Here is a 23,998-nt window from a genome sequence, read left to right on the forward strand (position 1 = left end):
AATATTTTTAAATCAGGGAGTTATTTAACTGTGCCAACGAAGTTCCAGGGGCGGATAGCAATCCAATATGGTCAAATTTAGCAAAAAATAAGGTAACACTGGTATTCCTCTACTTTCCGTCATAGAAATGTTCCATTGGAAATCTATTTGGCCAAAGATTTTACCCGATCAAATTCTTCATCATAGTCTTTGCGAAGGGTGCCGAAAAGCTTGTCCCACCACAGGAAATACAGGCCATAGTTACCTTTAAAGTATTTGTGGTGTTGATTGTGGTTCACTGACGTGTTGAACCACTTGCCCAGCCACGTTCGTTGGAAGTTTTTTGGGTAGAGTTCATAGCCAAGATGCCCGTAAACGTTATAGAGCATCATCAGTGCCAGCCAAATCAAGACGGCTGACCTTTGTGTTGGAATGGAGAAAACAATGACATATATAACGCATGCTTCTATAACTGCTTCTGCTGGCTGGAACGCTAGCGCAGCCCATGGCGAGGGATTGGTCGAAAGGTGATGAACCTTGTGCAATGCATTGAATAGCTTAGGGTGGTGCATTACCCGATGAATCAGGTAAAAATAGGCATCGTGAATGAGGAGCATCAGCACGATGCTGAAGGCAAAATACCCCCAGCCATAGTCCGCAATTTCGGTGTATTGTTTGGTGTAGGGCTTGATAAATGGAGTGAATGTGCTGAGTGCCACGATCCAGAAAATAAAGACTGTTAGCAGACTATAGCCTATCTCACGCAGGTAGTCATTTTTTTTTGGAAAGACCTGCTGAATTTTTCTTTTCGCCCATTTACTCTTAAGGATCCTGTAAAAAATGAAAAAGGCAAGTCCAGCGATCAGGGCATAGCGGAGAAAAATAATGAAAAGAAGGATATAGAACCTTTGATCCATTAGTATCAATATTTCCCCTAAAATACTATTTAGAGGCCAAAGAACCTTGCCTATCTTTTGTATAATGCGTCAACAAAAGCGGTTTGGACTATCCGCTTATTTCGTACCTTTCGGCCTTGTAATTTTCTCCTCATGTCTGAAAAACGCCCGGCCGCCCTCGGCTTCATTTTCATCACACTTCTTATAGACGTTACCGGGCTGGGTATCATCATACCGGTGCTTCCGAGCCTTATCAAAGAGCTTATCAACGGCGACCTCAGTCAGGCGGCGCAGTATGGCGGCTGGTTGCTGTTTGCTTATGCCGGCATGCAGTTTTTGTTTGCTCCGGTGCTGGGCGGGCTGAGCGACCGGTTTGGCCGCCGCCCGGTGTTGCTGGCCTCCCTGTTTGGCTTTGGGCTCGACTACTTGTTGCTGGCTTTTGCACCCAATATTTGGTGGCTATTTGTTGGTCGCCTGCTGGCGGGAGTAACCGGCGCCAGCTTCACAACGGCATCGGCCTACATCGCCGACATAAGCACGCCGGAAAAAAGAGCACAGAACTTCGGAATCATAGGGGCTGCATTCGGCCTTGGCTTTATTATTGGCCCCGTGATTGGAGGCTTGCTAGGTCAGTACGGCTCAAGAGTGCCCTTCTTTGCCGCTGCCGCATTGGCGTTGCTCAACTGGTTGTATGGCTACTTCGTGCTTCCTGAGTCGTTGCCAGCCGATAAAAGGCGGGCTTTCAGTATCCGTCGGGCCAATCCGCTGGGGTCGCTCAAAGCCTTGCAAAAATACCCTAAGGTACTAGGCCTGGTGGGAGCTTTCTTTTTCATTTACCTGGGGGGCCATGTGAACCAAAGCACCTGGGCTTACTTCACTATGCTGAAGTTTGGCTGGAATGAGGCCTGGGTAGGCTATTCGCTCGGCTTTGTCGGCTTAACTGTTGCTATAGTCCAGGGAGGACTTATCCGCATTGTGGTGCCGAAAATCGGGCAGTGGAATGCCGTGTTCGTTGGCATGTTTTTTTATATTTTCGGATTTGTTCTTTTTGCATTTGCGTCGCAAGGCTGGATGATGTTCGCCATTATGGTGCCCTTTGCCTTAGGTGGTTTTGCTGGCCCTTCGCTGCAAAGTCTTATATCGGCGCAGGTGCCATCCAACGAACAAGGGGAATTGCAGGGGGCATTGACCAGCATGACCAGCGTGACGTCCATCATCGGGCCTCCATTGATGACCAACCTCTTTGCCTATTTCACTGGAGAAAATCCCATCGTTTATTTCCCTGGAGCAGCCTTTCTGGCTGCTGCCCTTATCACGGTCGTGGCAGTTTTTTTGGCAATCCCGTCGTTCAACAAAAGAAATTCCTGATCTCAACTGTCAGCATCGTCATCCAGGATTTCAATATCATGGATGAGAACCTTTTTGGCTATTGATCGTCCGGTAGGTGTGGTAGCAAGCCCACCTTCAGCTGTTTCCTTATAACGGCTTTCCATCGCCTGGCCTATTTCACCCATGGCCTCTACACACTCGTCCACAGGAATAACGCTGCTTACGTCGGAAATAGCGATTTGGGCCGAGGAGTTGGCGATAGCGGCTGCGCTGGCATTGCGCACCACGCAGGGTACTTCTACCAGCCCTGCCACGGGGTCGCACACAAGGCCGAGCATGCACTGAACAGTGATGGCCACAGCGTTGAAAACCTGGTCAATGCTGCCTCCAAGGCAATAAACGATCGCCCCGGCAGCCATGGCCCCGGCACTGCCTGTCTCCGCCTGGCACCCACCTACTGCGCCGGAAATGGAGGCCTTCTGCTCCATGATCAAGGCAATGCCTGCCCCGACTAACAGGCCTTCTAAAATTTTCCGATCATCGAGCTGGTGAAGCTCCTGTAGAGTGACAAGCGTTCCGGGCAGGATGCCAGAAGCCCCGGCGGTAGGTGCTGCGACTACCCGGCCCATACAAGAATTGACCTCTTTGGCGGCCAGGGCCCGTGAAATCAGCACTTGAAATTCCTTCGACAGGACAGTGATGGGGTTATTGTATACTTTTTTTGCTCCGTTGTTGATCATCCCTGAGCGGGAGGTCATATTCTCAGTGAGCCCGGTTTGAACGGCCTCCTTCATCACCTCATAGGCTTTTTGAAGGCCATCCCATATTTCCTCTTCCGTTTTATTCTTTTGCTGGATTTCGTATTCGATGACAGGCTCATAGAGCTTTATGCTTCTGTCCTGGCAATCCTTCTTCCAGCTGGCGAAGCTTTCAAATAAGATACTCATAATGGGTCATTTGTTGTTCAACAAAGATAACGAAAAAGGAACCGGGAAACGTTTTGCCACCAGGTGTCTATTTGTCTTGATAAAATCTGAATGGAAATATGCAAAGCCTGACTAACTTTGCCGCATGCAATTGAAGAACGACCTGATCCTCCGGGCTGCCAGAGGAGAGAAAACGGAGAGAACCCCGGTATGGATGATGCGACAGGCAGGAAGAATTTTGCCTGAATACCGTGCCGTGCGAAACAGCCTGAACGGATTCATTGAATTGGTAAAAACACCGCAGTTTGCTGCAGAAGTGACAGTGCAACCGGTAGACATTCTGGGAGTAGACGCTGCCATTATCTTTTCCGACATTTTGGTGATACCCGAGGCCATGGGCTGCCCTTACGAAATGGTGGAGAAGAGAGGGCCAACATTTCCCAAAACAATAAAGACTGAGAAAGATATAGACGAATTGCGCATCGCCGACGGAGAAACCGATTTGGGCTATGTGATAGAGGCCATCAAGCTTACCAATAAAGAGCTGGCAGGCAGAGTACCCCTGATAGGGTTCGCCGGAGCCCCATGGACACTTTTTTCTTATATGGTGGAAGGGTCTGGCAGCAAAACGTTCTCAAAAGCCAGGGGCTTTTTGTACACCGAACCGGCCCTGGCGCACAAGGCGTTGGAAAAAATCACACAAAGCACCATCAGCTACATGAAGGCGCAGGTAAAAGCTGGTGCCCACATGTTGCAGATTTTCGACTCATGGGCAGGCGTATTGCCGCCTCAGCATTACAGAGAATTCTCCCTCGCCTATATCAGGAAAATATGCGAGGCTATTCCGGAGGTGCCGGTCACAGTTTTTGCCAAGGGAGCCTTTTTTGCGCTTGAAGAGATTGGTCAACTGCCTTGCGCTACCGTCGGCCTCGACTGGAACATGGACGTGGCCGAGTCGAGGGCAAAAGTGGGAGCCAGCAAAACACTGCAAGGCAACCTCGACCCCTGTGCCCTCTACGGGAGCTTTGCAGAGATAGAGAAGGCTACAAAAGGCATGTTAAAGGCCTTTGGGCCTCAGCGTCATATCGCCAACCTGGGTCACGGCGTTTATCCCGATACCGACCCTGAGAAGGTGAAGTGTTTTATTGAAACAGTGAAGGAGTACAGGCACGGCTAGCTTGCCAGCTGTGTCGTTAAGTTAAGAGTATTTTACCCTTTTTGTTCCCTAAGCCGGGCACCCCTAAAGGGCATACTAATGATCGTTCGTCGCCCTTTAGGGTCAGGGGTAAAAATAGAATTGGGAGAGCGAACCTCTTAACTTAATGATATTTAACTCGCCAGCGATAAGTACTTGATGAGCTTCTCATGAAGGTCCTCAGGCACAAAGGGCTTGGTAACAATGTCGTTCATGCCAACAGTGAAAATCTGATCCCGGATGTCTGAGGGGATGGCGGCGGTAATGGCGATAATGGGCGTTTTCGCATCTGTTTCCCTGATTTTTTCGGTGGCCTTGTAACCATCCATAACTGGCATCTGAAGATCCATCAGGATAATATCAAAAGGCGTGGCTGCGTGTTTTTCAACGGCTATCTGGCCATTGCCAGCAATTTCTATGTTGGCTCCCCACTTTTGCAGAAATTTTTTGATGACCAGCACATTCACCTTGTTGTCTTCCACCACTAATATTTTTTTGCGCTCCACAATGTTTCTGTCGATCACCTTTGGAGCCACGGGGGCGGGGGATTTTTCTGCCGTTTTCACCAGGCCAAACCATTGGCTGAAGTAGAAGCGGGAACCTTCGCCAGGTGTGCTAACAAACTGAATATCGGAGCCTTGGAGCCTCAGCAGCCGCCTGATGATGCTGAGGCCAAGCCCTGTTCCTCCGTACTCCCGGGTGGTGGAAGCGTTGCCCTGCGAAAAGCTTTCAAAAATCATTTCACTCTGACTCTCTTTTATGCCAATGCCACTATCAATCACCTCAAATAGCAACTTGACGCTGTCGCTTTCTTTTTCCTCCAGCGAAACCTTAAGATGGACAAAGCCCGACGGGGTAAACTTAAACGCATTGTCTAAAAGGTTGACCAACACCTGCGACAGCCGGGCTTTGTCGCATAGAATGTCGTCGGGGATATCCTCCGCTATTTGAAGTTGAAAGTCGAGCCGCTTCTGTTTAGCAGTTTTTTCAAAGGAGGTGTAAACCGATTGAAGGAATTCTTTAAGGGATATTTTTTCCGTAGAAAAGTCGATTTGGCCAGAGTCGATTTTGCTAAAATCAAGCAGCTCTGTGATCAGGTTCATGAGTCGCTCCGCTGAAAACTTAAGTGTATTCAGGCTTTCCTTTTGTGTCTGCTTCGGCTTGTCCCCGATCAAAAAGTTGGTCATGCCCAACACAGCGTTCAATGGCGTTCTCATTTCGTGAGACATGGTCGAAAGGAACTCTGTGCGGGCTCTGGAGGCCTTTTCCGCTTGCTCTTTGGCTTCCTTAAGATTTTGGGCAAACCGAAATGACAGGATAAGGCCCTGACAAAAGAAGAAGAGGATGTGGGCTATGAAATTAAACAGGACAATTCTCGGTGTCAGGTCAAAATACACCAGTACATTATAGCCCACAATTGCAAAAACGATCAGTTTTGCCACAAGTGCATACACAGCCGCCGGCCTCTTGTGTATGACAGCCATCACCACTATGTATACTCCGTAGCAAATAGCCAGCAGAAGAACATAGAGATAGTAGGGAAGGATAGAAGTAAACAGTAATATCGGCCCCACGGCAGTCAGGAAGCTGATCCCCAAAGTGACCCAAAAAAAGACTGAAAAAATGGGCTTGTATATTTCTTCGGGATACAGGCTGACGATGTAACGGGTAAAGAAATAAAGACCCATAAATACACTGAGGTGTTCGAGCCTTAGCAATAGCGAAAACGGCATTTCCCATACTGAGTTGATAGCATAAATATCCGAGCCGATATTTCTGTAGGCGTATACCAGGCAAAACAGGGCAAAGTAAAGCATGGGCTTGTCGTGCCGCCCAAACAGGTAGAGACCAAAGAAGAAAAAGCCCCCCATAAACATGGCACCTGCCAGAATCCAGTCGTAAGCCAGCTCGACTTCTTTGGCTCGGGCCAATTGCATTTCCTCCCCAAGGGTAATGCTTTGAGAGCTTCCGCCTTTTCGATGAACAAAATTGGAGACTTGAAGCACCAGGTGAAGTGTATCTGCCTTTTCTCTCAGCGGCTTTGTTTTTGGATAAGCCTGAGGTTGCGATTCTTCTTTGGTTTTTCCAACAATGCCGTTTTTTGAAAACACCTCGCCGTTGATGAATAGCTGGTAGCTGGTGAAAAAGTCTTCTACCCACATGAGCAAGGGTGGATGGTCTTTGGGCAAAAGAACAGTAAGAGAGTAGGTGGCGTAACCTGCTCTGCTTAGTTCGATACCGTCTACCTCCGCATTGTTCCAAATCCTGGGAAACTGAAAGTAGTGAGGAGGTTTTTTGGCTAATTCAGCACCTTCTGGTACGAGCAATTCTTCCCAGTAAAAGCCCCATTCTCCATCCAGCTTTATTGGGCCATCCCGCAAAAAATCCCAGCCCCTCAAGTCCAATGTCCCCTTCGTTGCTGTTGGTTTTTCAGCATCTGCGTGCAGGGAAAATGAAATAAAAGTGGTGAGGACTCCAACAAAAAATAAAAATCTCGACATCTTAGCCCCTTAAAGGGATTCAATATAGGCTTAATAGTTCAACAAATGGCCGTGCGAGCTGGTTGAATAAGTTTCGAATATAATTGTTTTCGACGAATACTTAACGGCAGACTAACCCATGGTTACTTCAGATATCGACATACTAAGAAAGGTAATAGTTCATCGCCCTGATCAGGGAATAGAATGGGTAACTCCCTTCAACAAGGCCGAGCTCTTGTACGATGACATTGTTTTTTTACCCAAAATGCAGGAGGAGCATAGCTTGTTGACAGGCGTGCTTTCTTTTTTTGCCGGGGAGGAAAATGTGCTGGAGTTTACCGATCTTCTGACAGATATTTTGACCAATGCAAAGCTAAGGTCGCAGTTGCTCGATGAAGTATTTAAGCTGGAGAGCTTGCCGCCCGATACACAGCTGGCAATGCAGCAGCTCTCACCAGAAAACCTCGCCAAAGCCCTGATTAGTGGCTACAAGGCAGGCGGAAATGTTCTGCTCAACCCCGTGCCCAACCTTATTTTTACCCGGGACATTGGAGCGGTGGTGAACAATTATGTGATTACCTGCCAGGCTGAAAAAATTCCCCGCAAAAGAGAGAACATTCTTACCTGGTTCATCACCCATCACCACCCGGTGTTTGTAAAAGTGGGTTACAAATATCTTGACTTGTGCATTTCGTCGGATCATCTGGCTACTACACTTTCTAACAGGGCGGAGACGATTGAAGGAGGTGATATTATTCATTTAAGCCCGTCGCATTTGCTCATTGGTTGCAGCGAGCGAACCAATATGGTGGCACTTTGGAGAATCAGAGAGCAGCTACGTGAGCACAAGGTGGTGGAGAAGTTCACCATTGTAGACATCCCCAAGGAAGAGTATTGTATGCACATCGACACCATTTTCTCCAAGGTGAATACTCATGATTATGTGCTCTACGAACATGTGCTGCAAGACCCCACTCAAATTAGTATCGAAAGCTTCGATTTGCAGGGCAACACCTCTCAGAGATTTGATACCATCAAGGATTTGATACTGGCCGAAGATGCCGACGCAAGATTTGTGTCGTGTGGCAATGGGGAGCACCCGTTCGACCAGCGGGAGCAATGGAGCAGCGCCTGCAATTTTGTGGCTGTAAGGCCTGGTGTGGCAGTTACTTACCGCCGGAATACCAAAACCATCGAAGGGTTTCAGCAGCTTGGATATACTGTTATCCCTGCGGAGCAATTTCTTCAGCAGGCCGCCGAAGGCAAAATTGAAAAAGAGAAGATTCAAAACACCATCATCACCATTCCAGCGGGTGAGCTTAGTCGTGGCAGCGGGGGCCCGCATTGCCTCACTTTTCCGATAGAGCGGGGTTAGCGGGATCGCTGTTCTGGCAGGTGTCTTCACCTGCCAGCCCGTTTAGCGGGGTGTCCTCACCCGCTACCGTTCTGGCGTGTGTCTCACACGCCAGCCCGAACCGTTCCGGGAGGGTATCCTCACCCGTCGGCTTTTACCAACACTGCCCAATCCTTTTCCGGCTCTGAAGGCGGGTTCCCAAGCGAACGCACCTCGCCGCCTTCCACCGTCTTGATATCGGTTTGCTGTAGCTCACCCCCTGTTCTGGGGTTGTACCAGCTCACGGAATAGCTTCCTTCAGCGCCGGCCAGGTCGATAGAGGCTTCTCCTCCCAGCGGCAAAAACACCGCATATACTTCTCCCGGCTTGGCCAGACAGTACGTGTTCTCTCCCGATAGTTCATCGTGGCTTTCCATTTCTGCAAAAGGCAGGTAACGTTGGAAAAAGTCGAGGCCGACTTTGGTATAGTTCCACATGCGGTCTCTTGAGCGCCAGTCTTCGCAGCCCAGGTCGTTGTTGTGGTTGAGATAGCCGAAGTACCACTCCACTCCGCCGCCGCCAGCCATCAGGTTGCCCCACAGCACCGCCACCCGCACGGTATCCTGGTTGTTGTCGGTTCGGTCGTCGGGATCCAGGCCACGGTTGGCGGGGCCTATTTCGTCGATATTCACTATCCATGGGTGATCAGCCTCAGCTGAGTTTTTTACCCATCTTTTGGTATCCTCATGAGCGTCGCCGATGTAGCCTATTTGGATAGAAGGCCCATCAAGGCTTGGGTGGCCGAGGAGGCGGTCGAACATTTCGTGGCGAAGTTCCTTGTGGGAGTGTGTATGGATGACTACATAGTTTTGGTAGGGGTCGTGGGCTTTGAAATAGTCGGTCATGGCCTTTTGCTGCTCTGGCGTTTGCCCGTTGGGGGTGAAGCTGGCAGGGCCGTTTTCCTCGCCCATGTTCCAGGTAACGGCCAGGTGGTGCCCAAAGCGGGCGATCAGCTCCCGGTAGTAAAGCTTCCGCTGCGGGCCGGTGTCGCCATCGTCCAGCAGTTTTTCGTTTTCTGTTTCCTGGGTCACTATGTGCAGCATCATGCCCTTGCGCTCCATGTGGTCAAATACAATTTCCCACTGGTCGAGCTTGCTGCAGTCGAACCGGCTGCGCTCGTCGTAGCCGGTGTAGGGCCACACATCTTTGCCGTCGCCGCCAATGTTCATCGTGAGGAAGTAGATGGAATTCATGCCTTTGCTGGCCAGGTAGTTGATGCCACCAATCAGGTTTTTGCCTTTGCCGCCCTGCCAGGTTGGGTCGCCTTGCTGCCAGTCGGCGGCATGAGGCGCATAATGGTGCAAAGTGGCTTTATTCTCTGCTTCGCCCGATCTGTTTTCGCCTTCCGTTTCTTTATGAGTGCCATCGAAGTCGGCATAGCCGAGCAGGTCTTCCGGGCTGTCGGCACCACCTTTGAGGAAGAATTCGCCAGTTTCCTGAAACTGGAGGTACCGTTCCCGCACATAGGCCAGTCTGCCTTTTGCCCGGAGGTCGGGCAGCTGGTAGTTGCCTGCCGATACGATGAGTTTTCCTTCCTCGCCGTCAAATGCCACTGGTTCGCCAGCGTCAGGCGCATTGTCCACGGCTATGTTGGCGCCCTTGCGAAACGACACCTGATAAGTCCATTCGCCTTCTTCATCGGGGCGGAAATGCACCTTCCACACATTGCCAGCGGTAGCACTGCTTTCGCCAGCATTGCCATCGGCGGCATAGTAGCCCGGCACCAGCATTTTCTTCAGTCCTTTAGAAAAGACCACGTTCAGCCGGTAGTCGGTGAAGGGATTGTCGGCAGCGTCCTCAGCCGTTTCCGGGCCAGCAAAAGTGAGGGTGACTTTGTCCCATTTAGTAGCTTGCAGGGGTTCTTTTTGTGTGCAATTGGTAAGCAGCGCTAAAAATAGGGCTGCTGATAGCAGAGAAGCGGAAAGTTTGTGCATAGTAGGCATTAGGCATGTTTAATGGGTTGAACTTACGATAAATTGGGAAGAAGGCATAGCTGTAGGGTACTTGGCGGTGTTGCTAGCCTTGCTCGACTTCGTAATAGAGCGCCGCTTGCTAGGGTTATCATTTGGTTGTGGGCAGGAACAAAGATTTTCGTAGAATAGAAAATATGCTATATTGATCGAGAAAAGGTGGCGGGTAGGATCAATAACCACATCTGGACATTATATTTAATAGCCGTCGAGCATTGTAGTACTTCTGATCGGGTTTCCAAAAAAAAAATAGATTGGGTAGCGGTGTGAATCGTTGGCAGAAGCGATTGAGCTCTTTGATACTTTTTGTGTCAAGCTATTTTAGGACTTGGCCCCAATGAGTAACTTTGAAAAATGGCAGCAGCAGATCAAATAAAAAGTTTAATTAAATCATTCGGTGACGGTGATGAAGACCGTTTTTTTGCTTCTGCTATGCAAATTGCTGCATCCGAGGCACGTAAAGGACATACAACATTTGCTCAGGAGCTTAAGTCGATGATCGAAAGAGCAAGAAAAAACCGTTCACTTTCTTTTCTCGACCGTAGTAAGACGATTCCGATAAATCAGTCAAAGCGAGATCTTCATGAGTTGATTGAAATATTTCAACCAAAGATCAAGCTAAGCGATATGGTTCTTGCCCCGTCAGTAAAAGAAGCTTTGCTGAAATTGGTTAATGAACAGCAGAAATGGGAAATGCTCAGGCAACACAACCTCATGCCAAGAAGAAAACTTTTACTTCAAGGTCCTCCAGGCTGTGGAAAAACCATGACCGCACAAGCAATTGCCGGAGAATTGGGAATCCCTGTTTTCATTGTTCGTTTGGATGGTTTGATTTCTAAATTTATGGGTGAATCAATTGCCAAGCTGCGTTTGATATTTGATGCAATGCCTGACCATAGAGGTGTGTATTTATTTGACGAATTCGATTCAATCGGTTCGCACCGAAACCAAGGACAAGATGTTGGAGAAATCAAACGTGTCCTAAATAGCTTCTTAATAAATATCGAAAAAGATCAAAGCAACAGCATTATTATTGCCGCTACGAATATGCCAGAGGCTTTGGATCAGGCTTTGTTCAGAAGGTTCGATGATATTATCACATATCCTCTGCCTACCCGAAGTGAAATTATAGATACCATTAAGAAAAACCTTTTCGGATTCAAATTCAATGAGAGAATTAATTACCAGATACTGGCTAAAGAGTCGGAAGGACTGAATTATTCGGATATTGTTAGAGCCTGTGAAGAAACAATTAAAGAGATGATTCTTCATGGAGATAATAAGCTTAAAAAAGCGGAATTAATTATTGCCCTTAAGAAACGTAAATCATAAATGGCAGATAATTTCGACAAACCACACATTGGGAGAATCGAAGAATATGCCTCCGGTCAACAATATAAGTATCCTGCCAAAATAAAGGTAGATTTCCCAACTAGCCAACGTAATCGTTCGGAACATGGGAACAGAATATTGCGCAAACTTCAAGCTGTGCGCCAGCAATTACAATTAGCCGAAGACACCGAACTGCCAGAAAATATTATTCGAGATGATGCGATTTACGTGACATTCATCTCAGAGTGGGGCTACCCGTTAAAATTTGATCAGCTACATCAAAATACAGATCGGCCAACCTATCAAATAGTCAATATTAAACAGGAACAACATCCTGAACAAGAGAATCAATACCGCTACCATGTAGCTCTCATGTTAACAAAAAGAGGCATCAGCCATTTCATAAAACGTGTTGAAGAATACTTGAATCCAGAAAAGGATACTAAATCTGGTGCACCGAAAGCAAATCAGTTAATCGCTAACATTGCAAACATAAAATTAGCCACCCTTGAAGCTTTTTGGTCTGACGGACCAGAAATTTCTTTCCCTAGTGAAAATGAAATAGTTTGGTGGGAAGTTTGGTTTAGGAAAACGGATAATGACGGTGACAGAATAAACAAAGTCATAACCAATCTTGAGCAATCAGAAGCACAGATTGGCCAACTGCAATTAGATTTTCCAGAGCATTTTGTGCGACTTGTTAGAGCCTCGGCTAACCAATTATCAAATTCTTTAATGCTCCTTGATAATCTTGCCGAGTTACGACATCCGCAGGAATTATCTGATTTTATTACTCACGATGATATTTCGATTGCCGAAAAAGAACTATGGTTACAAGACTTGGTCGAAAGAACAGAAAATCGTTTCGACGAAAACTCTGTTCTTGTTTGTCTATTGGATAGTGGGGTATCTAACCAACATCCTCTGATAAATCCTTTATTGCCTGACGAAAGATTATATACATGGATTGAGGATTGGGGCAAATTTGATAGTATACCTGGGGGCGGTCATGGAACGGGCATGGCCGGTCTAGTATTATATGGAGATTTAACTCAGGCACTGGCTGATAATGGAACTACCCAACTCTATCATGGGCTTGAATCCTTTAAGATTTATCATCCTCAATCCCCTAATGATCCGGAAATGTATGGTGCGATTTACGAATATGCCTGCGCTACTCCAATTGTCGATAATCCAAACCATCCCCGCATTTTTTGTTTATCAGTAACCAACAAAGATTTCGGATTTCGTGGCAGACCTTCATCAAGTTCTACTTCGGTTGACAAAATTGCATTTGGCAGTATTCTCGACCCTAACGAACCACAATTAATTTTAGTGAGTGGCGGTAACGTAAGAATAGAAAGCGCAGAAGATTTTCCAGATAAGAACTTTTATGAGTCAGTTCAAGACCCTGGACAAGCATACAATGCGCTAACAGTAGGGAGCTATACACGAAAAGACCGGATAAATGCGCAGCAATGGCCTGGATGGAATCCTTTAGCAGTTAATGGTGAAATGGCACCTTCCAATTCAACTTCAGGAACTTGGGAAACTCAGTGGCCAAATAAACCGGACATTGTGATGGAGGGGGGGAATTTGGCTCATAGGGAAAATGTAGTTGACCATAAAGACACTCTTCAATTATTAACCACCCATAAGGATCACCGAATAAACATCTTTCAAACTTTCGGAGACACAAGTGCATCTGTTTCCTTAGCTTCAAAAATGGCTGCCGAACTGAAAACAGAATATCCTGATTACTGGCCTGAAACAATTAGAGGGTTAATGGTGCATTCAGCAGAATGGACGGATGCTATGTTACAGAGCCGTAACCTGAATTTGGAAACAGATAGAAGGGCTCTATTACGATCTGTAGGTTATGGTGTTCCCATATTAGAACAGGCAAAGAATAGTGCGAACAACTCCCTTACACTTGTTTCACAGCGTTCTATTCAACCATATAGGTTAGAAAAATCTCAGCCACGATACAATGAATACCATTTGTATGAGCTTCCTTGGCCTGTGGATGTTCTGAGAGACGAAATTGGAGATAGAGATGCAACAATAAAAGTTACCTTATCCTATTACATAGAACCTAATCCAGGTAATCGTCAATATGCTTCAAATTTTCGGTATCACTCTCACGAACTTGATTTCAAACTTATTAAGCCTTTAGAGCAACTTAACGAATTTAAAAGAAGAATATCTGCTGCATCTTCAGGAACAGAAGAACATGATGATGATACAATTAATAGATCTTCCGAGCCATGGACTTTGAAGGAACGAGTCAGAAGCAAAGGATCAATAAAGAAGGACTTTATTACAATATCTGGAGTGGAGATGTCCAGAAGAAATATTTTGGCTGTTTATCCTAAAAATGGTTGGTATAGAACAAGAAAACAACTTGGGAAAATTGAATCAATGGTTCGTTATAGCCTTATTATCACAATTGAAACACCTGAACAAGAAGTTGACCTTTATACACCTGTGTTTAACATAGTTCAGACGGTTGTGCCAATTGGTTTAACTTGATACCCCAAACTAGAGTAAGCTTCCGCTGGTGCTAATTATCAATGGTGATTTATTCCGGAACAGCCAATTCGGTAGCCGCACTACGACTTATAGACAGGTACTTTAAAGACATTGAGTCATGACAAAAAAAAGGAAAGAATTGGATGTGGATTTTATCGGAGGGTTGGAGCCTTTGACGAAAGAAGAGGAAAAACTGATAAGCGACATCATAGAAAATCGTAAGAAAGCGAGATCAGCAAAAGCAAAACGGACTGATGGGAAAAAAGTAAATGCCTAGTAGGTCGGCAGAGTTCTACAAGGCAAGTGTTTTCGGCATCGAAAGGATGCCACTAACGTAAGCGTCCGCCTGTGCTGATCTCCCCGTTGAAAAAGCCTATTCCTCTACCATCAAAAACCACAAAAACTCCTATCTTTAATTAACGCCCGGTTCCACCAAACACCCGCAAGCAATCCTGGCGCTTGTTTTTTCATCTTGATTACCTAAACCTATCCACCTTTATGAAGCAGCTCAGAATTGTTTTCGCCCTTCTTCTTGTTGGCGTTGTTAGCTACCAGTGCACCGACAAATCAAATAAGGCGACCACAGATGGCTTGCCGCCCGAGGTAGTAGTCACTATTGAAAAACGCATTCAGAACGGGCAAATGCCCAGCATGGCCCTGGCGATTATCGACTCGTCGGGTGTTCAGTATTACAATTTTGGTAAAACGACGCTGGATGGTAAACCAGTCGATGAAAACACCATTTACGAAATAGGGTCTATTTCCAAGGTGTTTACGGCTATTCTGCTGGCGCAGCAGGTGCTGGATGCCAAGTTGAAGCTGGAGGACGAAATTAACGACTACCTCCCCGATAGTGTGAAAGTGCCCGTAATGGGCGATGCGCCCATCACCTTTGGCAACCTCACTGACCATACGTCGGGCATCCCAAGAATGCCCACCAATTTTGCCCCGGCCAATCCCAATAATCCCTATGCCGACTACACTGTTCAGCAGATGTACGAGTTCATTTCTACCTATGAGCCAACCAGAACGGTTGGCTCCGAATATGAATACTCCAACCTGGCCCAGGGTCTTTTGGGGCATTTGCTGGCCCGGAACAAGAACACAACTTATGAGGCGCTGATGGTGGCAACCATTGCCGACCCGCTGGGAATGAACGATACAAGGATTGCCTTTACCAAAACGATGAAACAAAGCCTGGCGCTGGGGCATACCGGTCCCTATGTGGTGGAGAATTGGGACATTCCTACGCTGGCGGGTGCAGGAGCCATCAGGAGTTCCACCTCGGACATGGCGAAATTCATTTCCGCCAACCTGGGCTATGTGGATACCCCCTTGCGGGCAGCCATGGATATGTCGCACAAAATGCGGCACAGCAAGGCCGGCAGCATGCAGGTGGGCATGGGCTGGCATATTAAGAATGGCATGGAGGGGGATGTGATCTGGCACAATGGCGGCACAGGAGGTTACAGAACCTTTGCCGGGTTTGTAAAGGAGACAGGCAAAGGGGTGGTGCTGCTGACCAATTCCAGCACAGGTGCCGACGACATTGGCTTCAACCTGCTCGATTCCGGGTCGGAGCTGGCAGAGCAGTATTTTAAGAGTGATGCGGTGGAGGTGCCCGAGTCGGTGCTGGAGCAGTACGTGGGGGTGTACGAGCTACAGCCTGGCTTCATGATCACCATCACGAGAGAAGGCGGGCAGCTCTATGGACAGCCTACCGCCGAGGAGCGCTTTGAGATTTACGCCGAAAATGACACAGTTTTTTTCCAGCCTGAGGTGAGGGCCAAGATATCGTTTCAGGTTGTTGATAATGGAATGGTAGAGAGCTTAACGCTGTTTCAAGGCGGCGGGGGTGGAGTAGCCAGGAAGATTGAGTGAGGTGGCATGGTGGGGCGCCACAGTAGCCTGAATGCCTCCACTACAGCAAGTGTCGATTTGTATTGAATATAAAAGCATCTCTTGCAGATTTGTAGTGGACTTGCTCAACCTGAGCAAGGCCGCCGCAAGCCTGCAACATGTTTGCTCAAGTTGAGCAAAGCTGGCGCAGGGCTGTTTCATGTTTGCTCAAGCTGAGCAAGGCTACTGCAGATGTGCAGGAGGTTAAAAAACAGGAGAAACCTGAAAGCTCAAATCTCCGGCCCGATCATAGCAAGTAGCACCCGTCCGCCTGCGCCAGAAAGCTTTCATCTCAATTGAGGTAGGCCAAGTCACGCTTTCTCCCCATCTTTTATTAATTTCCGATACCCGACAACTGGTAATATACCTGCTGTCGGTTGACCATTATAGCTACCACTTAAAACTACCTGCTCATGACCACCCGAAGAGACTTTGTCAAAAGAAGCCTGTTGACGGCCAGCGGCCTTGCCATGGGGCTCCCATTTTTGAATGCCCATACTCAGTCTGACCTTAAAATCACAAAAATCCGGCACTACCGGGATCCAGATTATACCAAACCGGCCTTTGCCCAAATGCGGGACATTGTGGTGGTGGAAACCAATGGTGGCATCGCAGGCATCGGGGAGGGTGGCTCCAAAGAGATGATTCAGAACGTGGCCGAAATGCTGATTGGTGAAGACCCGTTCCGTATTGAGCACCTCTGGCAGAAAGTAAACCGGGGCTATTTCTATCCCTCGGGTCGTGAGCGGCTCCACGCCATGGGTGCGCTCGACATGGCCCTGTGGGACATCAAAGGCAAAGCGTTGAATGTGCCGGTGTATGAATTGCTTGGCGGTCTCACCCGTGACTATATTCCTTGCTACTCCACCGGCTTTCCCGGCCAGGGGTCGGTAAAGGAAACGGCCAGGGCCTGCATGGAAGCCGGATTTTATGCCTTCCGCACGGATGGCGGTGTGGGATCGAGAGACGTTTTTGATGTACACAAATGGCTGAACAGCTACCGCAGGCATTGTGAGCAAATCCGTGAGGGAGTGGGAGAAGACGGCCAGTGGTGCATCGACCTGCATACCCGGTTCGACACAGCCGAAGCCGTGACTGTGTGCAACATGATTGAGTCGCTCCGGCCACTTTTTGTAGAGGACCTGGTGCGGTCGGAAAACCCTGGCATCTACGAAACCTTACGAACCAAGGTAAATGTGCCGATAGCCGTTGGCGAGCAGTTTGGCGACCGCTGGGACATCAACGAGCTGGTGGAAGACCACCTGATCGATTTCTCGAGGGTAACCCTGCCCAATACCGGGGGCATTACCGAATTCATGAAAATTGCCGCCATTTGTGAAACACACTATGTGGGGCTCATTCCTCACTTTACCGGGCCGATTTCCACGGCAGCCCTTGTGCATACGCTGGGTGCCTCGTCGGGCTTTGTGCTCACTGAGATACTGGGTAATGCCGCAACGAAGACTGACTACCTCAACGACGACTATCTGAACTTCAAAAATGGGAAGCTGTACCCAACGGAGAGGCCTGGCCTTGGTGTGGAGTTCAATCCTGCGGATGTTGAGCTGGTCAACGAGATCACCAAAGGCAGCGACTACAACCACCCGGGCTTCAGGAGAGCTGACGGATCATTCACCAACTGGTAAGAGAAACGTATGAAGAGGATCGCCGCTTTTTTATTGTCGATAGGGCCTGGGCTCTTTTGCATAGGGTACACGGTAGGCACAGGCAGTGTTACCTCCATGGCTAAAGCTGGCAGCCAGTATGGCTCGCAGCTGCTTTGGGTGTTGTCGCTGAGCTGTATTTTTTCATGGGCACTGATGGAGGCGTATGGCAGGTATGCAGTGGTGACTGGCCGAACGGCTGTCAATAGCTTCAAAACAGAGCTGAAGTTTGGCAAGGTGCTGGCGGTAGTGCTTATCGTCGGCATTGTGATTGGCCAGTGGAATTCGCTGTCGGGCATCGTGGGGCTTTCGGCCAACGCCCTTTATGAGATTGCCCGCTTGTGTCTGCCCGGCCTGCCAGCGGAAAGCTACTGGGCCGTATTGTCCATCGCTGTCGTCATCCTTGCCATTCTGTATTTTCTGCTGATAGTGGGCAAATATTCGTTTTTTGAAAAGGTTCTTATCCTTTTTGTGACCATCATGGGCGTGTCATTTCTCATTTCCATGTTCATTGTGCTGCCTCCCCCGGGCGAAATAGTGATGGGCTTTATCCCTTCCATTCCTGAGGGAGAGGGAGGAAGTCTCCTTGTGGCTGCCTTTGTGGGCACCACCATGGCTGCTCCTACCTTTGTGGTGCGGCCGCTGCTGATGCAGGGCAAAGGCTGGGCCAGGGAGGATACCTCTATGCAGTCGAGAGACGCCTTGTCGTCGGCGTTGCTCATGTTTGTCATAAGCGCCGCTATCATGATTACGGCCATGGGTGCTCTTTACTACAAGGGGCTGACAATCAACAAGGTGATTGATATGGTGTACACCCTGGAGCCTGTGGCAGGAAAATTTGCTGTGGCGCTATTTATGACCGGGGCGTTGAGCGCAGGACTTTCGTCGGTGTTTCCTATCCTGATGGTGGCGCCGCTGTTGATTTCTGATTATAAAAACGGCGAGCTTGATTTGAAGTCGAAGCTTTTCAAACGACTCACAGCCGTGGCTTGCGTGGTAGGGCTTTCGGTTCCTATTTTAGGAGCTAATCCCATCGCAGCGCAAATAGCCACCCAGGTGGCCAGTGTGTTTGTGCTGCCCCTGGTCATTGGCGGAATCATTTACATGATCAATAGAAAAGAGGTAATGGGTGAGCACCGGGCAGGCTGGTTGTTAAACACCGGGCTGGTGCTGGCGTTCGTCTTTTCCTGCGTTATTTCAGTGATTGGGTTCAGCGCATTGAAGGATTTCTTTTGAAGCAGGATGCCGTGAACCGGGCTGGCGCAGTGCTAGAGGTTAGAACTAAAAATAACTCAGTGCTAGTCTTTCAAATGCTTCAAAATCATTTCATTTTTCAGCGCTTCCTGAAGCAGGCTCTCCTTTTCGATGGGCATTACACCCAGGTGCTGGCACACGAGGCCGCCGCCCAGGTTGCTAAGTTCTGCCTGCACTTCCAGCGACAAATGCAGTGCCTCGCAAAGTGCGGCAATACTGACCACAGTGTCGCCAGCACCCGATACGTCGGCAATGCGGCGGATATGGGCAGGGTAGTGGATGGACTGCACATGGTCGGTAAGGTAAACACCTCTGTCTGATAGCGTGATGAGCGCTTTTTCAACCGGCATATGAGCATTGAGCTGGTTCACTGCTGACGACAGCTGATCCAGGTCGTGGTGATCGAACTCCAGCTTCAGGCCTTCTTTCAGCTCTCGCAGGTTGGGCTTGAACAGCGAAGCACCGCTGTAGGCCAGAAAGTTTCTTTTCTTTGGATCCACTACTGTGGGGATGCCCAGCTCATTGGCCAGATTGATGGTTTGTGAAATGATGGCCGGGTTAAGTACACCTTTGTCGTAATCCTCAAAAATGATGACGTCGCAACCTGTTGCCAGATTACGAATATGATCCATAAGTGCACGCTGCTCAAGAGCGGTTAGGGCTTTGTCGGTTTCGCTGTCGACCCGGAGCATGTGCTGTGAGCCAGCCAGCACTCTCGTTTTAACTGTTGTGATCCTCTCTCTGCTTTTGATGATGCCCTGGGAAGAAATGTTTCTTGCTTTCAACAGCTCAAAAAATGTTTCGCCGTCCAGCTCGTCGCCAATGATACTGCAAAGAATGGGGGTGGCTCCCAGCGACTGGATGTTGAGCGCCACATTGGCGGCACCGCCGAGTCGGTTTTCTTTCTTATTGACGTTGACAACAGGCACAGGTGCCTCAGGAGAGATCCGGCCAGCGTTGCCATAGATGTACGAGTCGATCATCACATCACCGATGACGAGTACTTTGAGGCTTTCAAAAGCGTTGAAAACTTCCTGAATGGAGGAGAAGGGCATGGACAAATGATTGGGTTAACGGCCCAAATATATAAGTTTAAAAAAGAAATTTTAAAGAAGGGATGTCAGTCTGAGCTTGTCGAAGACGATTTGGTTTCAATAATCTCTTTCGACAAGCTCAAGATGACAATTGTATTCAAAAGATGTTATTTCAGAACAGCCAGCGCCGCTTTAATTCTCTTGATTGCCTCCTGAAGTTCGGCCTCTGACGCAGCATAAGAAAGTCTTACCGCATTTGGGTCGCCAAACGCACTGCCAGTTACCAATGCCACATGGGCTTTGGCCAGAATGTAGATACAGAAATCATCAGCATCTTTTACGGTCATTTCACCGTCGCTCTTGCCAAAATAGTGGCTTACGTCCGGGAAGAAATAAAAGGCTCCATCCGGCATGTTCACTTTCAGGCCTGGAACCTCTTTCAGGAGGTCATATACCATGTCCCGGCGCTTGCGATAGATGGCTGACATTTTCTCAGTTGCCTCGAGCCCCGAAGTCAGCGCAGAAACAGTTGCCCTCTGTGCTATCGTATTAGTGCCGCTCGTTACCTGCCCTTGAATTTTTTCGCAAGCCTGCGCAACCTCCTTGGGTGCATTGATGTATCCAATTCTCCAGCCGGTCATTGCAAAGCCTTTGGCCATCCCGTTGATAGTCACCGTGCGGTCTTTAACTTCAGGGAAAGTGCCGATGCTGATGTGTTTGCCTACGTAGTTGATGTGCTCATAGATTTCGTCAGCCAGGATAAGGATTTGTGGGTGCTTGGCCAGCACTTTCACAAAGCCCTCAAACTCTTCTTTACTGAAAACCGATCCGGTAGGGTTGCAGGGAGAGGAGTAAAGCAATGCTTTTGTTCTGGGCGTAATGGCAGCTGCCAATTGTGCCGGAGTGGGCTTGTAGCCATTTTCGATTGTGCCCGACACCAATACCGACTTGCCGTCGCAAAGCTGAACGATGTCAGAGTAGCTCACCCAGTAGGGAGAGAAAATGATCACTTCATCTCCCGGATCGAGGATGCTCGACATCAGGTTGTAGATCGACTGCTTGGCACCAGTAGACACAACGATATTTTCTGCCTTCGACTCAAGGCCGTTTTCATTTCTGAATTTAGCGGCGATGGCCTCACGGAGATCCTGGTAGCCGGCTACAGGCGAGTAGGCAAAATACTTCTCTTCATCAATGGCTGCTTTTGCCGCCTCCTGGATGTGTTTGGGAGTTTTGAAGTCAGGTTCGCCTAAGCTTAGGCTGATGATGTCAACGCCGGTTGACTTCAGTTCTCTGGCTTTTTTAGCCATCGCCAGCGTGGCCGATTCGGCCAGGGCATTTACTCTTTTAGATAAGAAACTCATGTTGATCGGGTGTAATTGCGGCGCAAATTAAAGATTATGAATCGCTTATGCCAAGCGCCCGGGCTTTTTTAGGACTTTCAAAAATATGCAGCAGATCGATTGAGATTATCGAAATTATTCTTTCGAAAGCAGGCTAATATTTAGCTTCTCGTAATGGGCGGGCTTTATGATGCGGGAAGGTCATAATTTACCCTGGTCAATATGCTTCGTCCAAGGGTGATTTCGTCGGTGTACTCCAGCTCGCCACCGAATGGAATGCCACGGGCAATGGTGGAAACCTTCACTCCTTTATCGCTCACTTTTCGGGTAATGTAAAACGACGTCGTGTCTCCCTCCATGGTGGCGCTCAGTGCCAGAATGATTTCCTGCACTTCGCCACCTTTTCCGGCAATTCTGTCTACCAACGATTGAATATTCAGTTCATCGGGCCCCACGCCGTTCATGGGTGAGATGATGCCACCGAGTACATGGTAAAGTCCGTTGTATTGAGATGTGTTTTCTATGGCCAGCACGTCGTGAATATCTTCTACTACACAAATAAGCGAGCGCTCACGGCGGTGGCTGGTGCAAATGCTGCAAACCTCGGTGTCTGATATGTTATGGCATTCGACACAGTAGCGGATGTTTTTCCTGAGATTGTCAAGTGCCTCTGTAAAGCGGGTTGTCTGATCTTTTTCCTGCTTCAAAAGGTAGAGCACCAGCCGTAATGCTGTCTTTTTGCCAATACCAGGAAATTGAGAAAATTGTTCTACGGCCTCTTCAATGAGTTTAGAAGGAAATTCCATGCAGGCTGTTAAAGAATTTCAGCGTTGATGCCAGCCTCTAAAATAGCTTCTTTCATAGGCTTCAGCTCAGGCAGAGAGCCCTTTTTTACTCCACATTTGCCTTTGTAGTGGATGATCCACGTGCACTGTTCCGCCTGAAGCTTGTCGTGCTTACAAACCTTGATCAGTGTGTTGGTCACATGATCGAATGTGTTATAGTCGTCGTTGTAGACAATTAAGTCCTGTAAATCGGTTGACTCAAGGTCTTCCAATACCTCAACCAAATCTTCTTTTTGCGGTTGATAACTCATAGTCTTTTGTGATTTAAAAGAATTGTGGTTCTTCCAGTCTCAGTTGCCATCTTTGGATGCTTCTGGAAGGCAGTCCATTTTAGTATTCCGTTTATTTTATTCCAGATGAATTACTTTGCCAGAGTGATGTTCTGTTCGTTAATTTGGTTTGAATATCCCGCAAAATTAAGAAAATAAACTGACATCCCGATAGATATGACACCTACTCTTGTTCTCGCCGTCATTGGAAGTTACTTTTTACTGCTCTTCGTTATCTCCTATTTTACCTCCAGAGGCGCTACTTCGTCGACATTTTTTACGGGAAACAGAGAATCTCCCTGGTATTTGGTGGCCTTTGGGATGATCGGAGCTTCATTGAGTGGTGTTACGTTCATCAGTGTTCCTGGCGAGGTGGGTAATAGCGGTTTCAGCTATTTTCAGGTAGTGTTGGGATATTTGCCTGGGTACCTGATCATTGCCACAGTGTTGATGCCTCTTTATTACAAACTCAATTTGGTCACGATTTATACCTATCTCGAACAGCGGTTCGGTGTGGCTTCTTACAAAACAGGTTCTTTTTTCTTTCTCCTCAGCAGGGTGGTTGGGTCGTCTTTCAGGCTGTTTCTGGTGGCTGGTGTATTGCAGTTGGCAATTTTTGATTCTTTTGGTATCCCCTTTTGGGCTTGCGTGCTCATTACCATCGGGCTGATATGGTTGTATACTTTTAAAGGAGGTATAAAAACCGTTGTGTGGACCGATACTCTGCAGACCGGCTTTATGATCCTGGCCGTAGTTGTTAGTATATACCTCATCAGTACCGAATTGAATATTGGAATTGCAGACATAGGATCTACGGTTGTGAAAAGCGAGTACTTCCGGGTGTTTGAATGGGATTGGCAGAGTGGCAGAAACTTTTTCAAACAGTTTTTTGCAGGAGCCTTCATTGCCATAGTGATGACAGGTCTGGACCAGGACATGATGCAAAAGAACCTCACCTGCCGCAATATTGGCGATGCCCAGAAAAATATGTTTTGGTTTTGCGTGGTGCTGGTCATCGTTAATTTTTTGTTTTTGAGCCTGGGGGCGCTGTTGTTTATGTATGCGGAAGCCACAGGCATTCCTATTCCTGACCGTACCGACAATCTGTACCCGATGCTAGCGCTTGGTCATTTCAATACTTTTGCAGGAGTGCTTTTTCTCCTGGGCATTGTAGCTGCTGCGTACAGTAGCGCTGATTCAGCTTTAACCGCCATGACAACCTCTTTCTGTGTCGACTTTTTGGGTTTTGAAAAAAAAGAGGTAAAAAACAACGACAAGGTAAGGATGCTCGTTCACCTGGGCTTTTCCTTTCTGCTCTTTTTCGTCATCCTTATTTTCAACGCCATCAACGATTCGAGCGTAATTAATTCTGTGTTTACAGCGGCTGGCTATACATATGGGCCCCTGCTCGGGCTCTTCTCCTTTGGGCTTTTCACTAAACGCCCGTTAACAGACAAGTATGTGCCGGTAGTTTGCGTGCTGTCGCCATTGTTGTCGTACCTCATCAACATTAGCTCCGAAAGCCTTCTGTGGGGATATAAGTTCGGATTTGAAATTTTGCTTTTGAATGGGCTGCTTACATTCCTTGGGCTGTGGGCTATAAGCAGCAAGAGAGAAATAGGCGTTCCAGTGTGAGTTTCCCCACACTGGTACTAACA

18 protein-coding genes are annotated in these 23,998 nt (G+C 48.0%); 10 read left to right on the top strand and 8 right to left on the bottom strand.

Translation table 11 applies throughout. The features are described from left to right. Nucleotides 1-143 precede the first annotated feature (143 nt). Nucleotides 144-896, bottom strand: coding sequence for a sterol desaturase family protein (locus AAC052_RS05970; protein ID WP_339811690.1), 753 nt, complete (start codon nt 894-896; stop codon nt 144-146). A 132-nt stretch (nt 897-1,028) separates the two neighbouring features. Between AAC052_RS05970 and AAC052_RS05975 the strand changes: the two genes are divergently transcribed. After that, complete coding sequence (locus AAC052_RS05975; protein WP_339811691.1) at nt 1,029-2,243, top strand: TCR/Tet family MFS transporter; 1,215 nt, start codon at nt 1,029-1,031, stop codon at nt 2,241-2,243. A gap of 2 nt (nt 2,244-2,245) precedes the next feature. On the opposite strand, the gene sdaAA is transcribed toward AAC052_RS05975, so the two are convergent. After that, nucleotides 2,246-3,151, bottom strand: a complete 906-nt coding sequence (gene sdaAA, locus AAC052_RS05980) for an L-serine ammonia-lyase, iron-sulfur-dependent, subunit alpha (protein ID WP_339811693.1) — start codon at nt 3,149-3,151, stop codon at nt 2,246-2,248. A 124-nt stretch (nt 3,152-3,275) separates the two neighbouring features. On the opposite strand from sdaAA, the gene hemE reads away from it, so the two are divergent. Then, nucleotides 3,276-4,307, top strand: coding sequence for a uroporphyrinogen decarboxylase (gene hemE / locus AAC052_RS05985; protein WP_339811695.1), 1,032 nt, complete (start codon nt 3,276-3,278; stop codon nt 4,305-4,307). A 152-nt stretch (nt 4,308-4,459) separates the two neighbouring features. Here hemE and AAC052_RS05990 read toward each other — a convergent pair whose 3' ends face one another. After that, the gene (locus tag AAC052_RS05990) at nt 4,460-6,826 is read right to left on the bottom strand and encodes a response regulator (RefSeq protein WP_339811697.1); all 2,367 of its coding nucleotides are present in this window, start codon (nt 6,824-6,826) and stop codon (nt 4,460-4,462) included. A 118-nt stretch (nt 6,827-6,944) separates the two neighbouring features. Between AAC052_RS05990 and AAC052_RS05995 the strand changes: the two genes are divergently transcribed. Next, entirely contained in the window at nt 6,945-8,180 is a 1,236-nt protein-coding gene (locus AAC052_RS05995) for an arginine deiminase family protein (protein WP_339811700.1), read from the top strand. A gap of 119 nt (nt 8,181-8,299) precedes the next feature. Here the strand turns inward: AAC052_RS05995 and AAC052_RS06000 are convergent, their stop codons facing one another. Further along, the gene (locus AAC052_RS06000; protein ID WP_339811703.1) at nt 8,300-10,132 is read right to left on the bottom strand and encodes a DUF5060 domain-containing protein; all 1,833 of its coding nucleotides are present in this window, start codon (nt 10,130-10,132) and stop codon (nt 8,300-8,302) included. A gap of 390 nt (nt 10,133-10,522) precedes the next feature. Here AAC052_RS06000 and AAC052_RS06005 point away from each other — a divergent pair, with 390 nt between their 5' ends. The 6 genes from AAC052_RS06005 to AAC052_RS06030 all read left to right on the top strand — a co-directional run bounded on the left by AAC052_RS06005 (nt 10,523) and on the right by AAC052_RS06030 (nt 18,831). Continuing rightward, entirely contained in the window at nt 10,523-11,500 is a 978-nt protein-coding gene (locus tag AAC052_RS06005; protein WP_339811705.1) for an ATP-binding protein, read from the top strand. Continuing rightward, entirely contained in the window at nt 11,501-14,032 is a 2,532-nt protein-coding gene (locus tag AAC052_RS06010) for a S8 family peptidase (RefSeq protein WP_339811708.1), read from the top strand. A gap of 118 nt (nt 14,033-14,150) precedes the next feature. Continuing rightward, on the top strand, nt 14,151-14,309 hold the full coding sequence (locus AAC052_RS06015) for a hypothetical protein (protein ID WP_339811711.1): 159 nt from the start codon (nt 14,151-14,153) through the stop codon (nt 14,307-14,309). A gap of 221 nt (nt 14,310-14,530) precedes the next feature. Next, nucleotides 14,531-15,913, top strand: a complete 1,383-nt coding sequence (locus AAC052_RS06020) for a serine hydrolase (RefSeq protein WP_339811712.1) — start codon at nt 14,531-14,533, stop codon at nt 15,911-15,913. 431 nt (nt 15,914-16,344) lie between these two features. Further along, complete coding sequence (locus AAC052_RS06025; RefSeq protein ID WP_339811714.1) at nt 16,345-17,577, top strand: mandelate racemase/muconate lactonizing enzyme family protein; 1,233 nt, start codon at nt 16,345-16,347, stop codon at nt 17,575-17,577. A gap of 9 nt (nt 17,578-17,586) precedes the next feature. Beyond that, complete coding sequence (locus AAC052_RS06030; protein WP_339811717.1) at nt 17,587-18,831, top strand: Nramp family divalent metal transporter; 1,245 nt, start codon at nt 17,587-17,589, stop codon at nt 18,829-18,831. 62 nt (nt 18,832-18,893) lie between these two features. Here AAC052_RS06030 and AAC052_RS06035 read toward each other — a convergent pair whose 3' ends face one another. The 4 genes from AAC052_RS06035 to AAC052_RS06050 form a co-directional block, all read right to left on the bottom strand. Further along, complete coding sequence (locus AAC052_RS06035; protein ID WP_339811719.1) at nt 18,894-19,904, bottom strand: bifunctional ADP-heptose synthase; 1,011 nt, start codon at nt 19,902-19,904, stop codon at nt 18,894-18,896. A 146-nt stretch (nt 19,905-20,050) separates the two neighbouring features. After that, on the bottom strand, nt 20,051-21,247 hold the full coding sequence (locus tag AAC052_RS06040) for a pyridoxal phosphate-dependent aminotransferase (RefSeq protein WP_339811722.1): 1,197 nt from the start codon (nt 21,245-21,247) through the stop codon (nt 20,051-20,053). Nucleotides 21,248-21,411: 164 nt separating this feature from the next. Then, nucleotides 21,412-22,032, bottom strand: a complete 621-nt coding sequence (gene recR / locus AAC052_RS06045; RefSeq protein WP_317488451.1) for a recombination mediator RecR — start codon at nt 22,030-22,032, stop codon at nt 21,412-21,414. A gap of 8 nt (nt 22,033-22,040) precedes the next feature. Next, nucleotides 22,041-22,322, bottom strand: a complete 282-nt coding sequence (locus AAC052_RS06050; RefSeq protein WP_317488450.1) for an ATP-dependent Clp protease adaptor ClpS — start codon at nt 22,320-22,322, stop codon at nt 22,041-22,043. Nucleotides 22,323-22,517: 195 nt separating this feature from the next. Here AAC052_RS06050 and AAC052_RS06055 point away from each other — a divergent pair, with 195 nt between their 5' ends. Further along, entirely contained in the window at nt 22,518-23,975 is a 1,458-nt protein-coding gene (locus AAC052_RS06055) for a sodium:solute symporter (protein WP_339811725.1), read from the top strand. Nucleotides 23,976-23,998 lie beyond the last annotated feature (23 nt).

Source organism: uncultured Imperialibacter sp. (genome assembly GCF_963974565.1).
GTDB classification, from domain to species: Bacteria; Bacteroidota; Bacteroidia; order Cytophagales; family Cyclobacteriaceae; genus Imperialibacter; species Imperialibacter roseus.

Coding starts and splice junctions, on each gene's coding strand:
- AAC052_RS05990 (WP_339811697.1), bottom strand. CDS start 6,826: ATGTCGAGATTTTTATTTTTTGTTGGAGTCCTCACCACTTTTATTTCA.
- recR (WP_317488451.1), bottom strand. CDS start 22,032: ATGGAATTTCCTTCTAAACTCATTGAAGAGGCCGTAGAACAATTTTCT.
- AAC052_RS06050 (WP_317488450.1), bottom strand. CDS start 22,322: ATGAGTTATCAACCGCAAAAAGAAGATTTGGTTGAGGTATTGGAAGAC.
- sdaAA (WP_339811693.1), bottom strand. CDS start 3,151: ATGAGTATCTTATTTGAAAGCTTCGCCAGCTGGAAGAAGGATTGCCAG.
- AAC052_RS06055 (WP_339811725.1), top strand. CDS start 22,518: ATGACACCTACTCTTGTTCTCGCCGTCATTGGAAGTTACTTTTTACTG.
- hemE (WP_339811695.1), top strand. CDS start 3,276: ATGCAATTGAAGAACGACCTGATCCTCCGGGCTGCCAGAGGAGAGAAA.
- AAC052_RS06020 (WP_339811712.1), top strand. CDS start 14,531: ATGAAGCAGCTCAGAATTGTTTTCGCCCTTCTTCTTGTTGGCGTTGTT.
- AAC052_RS05975 (WP_339811691.1), top strand. CDS start 1,029: ATGTCTGAAAAACGCCCGGCCGCCCTCGGCTTCATTTTCATCACACTT.
- AAC052_RS06030 (WP_339811717.1), top strand. CDS start 17,587: ATGAAGAGGATCGCCGCTTTTTTATTGTCGATAGGGCCTGGGCTCTTT.
- AAC052_RS06015 (WP_339811711.1), top strand. CDS start 14,151: ATGACAAAAAAAAGGAAAGAATTGGATGTGGATTTTATCGGAGGGTTG.
- AAC052_RS06005 (WP_339811705.1), top strand. CDS start 10,523: ATGGCAGCAGCAGATCAAATAAAAAGTTTAATTAAATCATTCGGTGAC.
- AAC052_RS06000 (WP_339811703.1), bottom strand. CDS start 10,132: ATGCACAAACTTTCCGCTTCTCTGCTATCAGCAGCCCTATTTTTAGCG.
- AAC052_RS05995 (WP_339811700.1), top strand. CDS start 6,945: ATGGTTACTTCAGATATCGACATACTAAGAAAGGTAATAGTTCATCGC.
- AAC052_RS06025 (WP_339811714.1), top strand. CDS start 16,345: ATGACCACCCGAAGAGACTTTGTCAAAAGAAGCCTGTTGACGGCCAGC.
- AAC052_RS05970 (WP_339811690.1), bottom strand. CDS start 896: ATGGATCAAAGGTTCTATATCCTTCTTTTCATTATTTTTCTCCGCTAT.
- AAC052_RS06040 (WP_339811722.1), bottom strand. CDS start 21,247: ATGAGTTTCTTATCTAAAAGAGTAAATGCCCTGGCCGAATCGGCCACG.
- AAC052_RS06010 (WP_339811708.1), top strand. CDS start 11,501: ATGGCAGATAATTTCGACAAACCACACATTGGGAGAATCGAAGAATAT.
- AAC052_RS06035 (WP_339811719.1), bottom strand. CDS start 19,904: ATGCCCTTCTCCTCCATTCAGGAAGTTTTCAACGCTTTTGAAAGCCTC.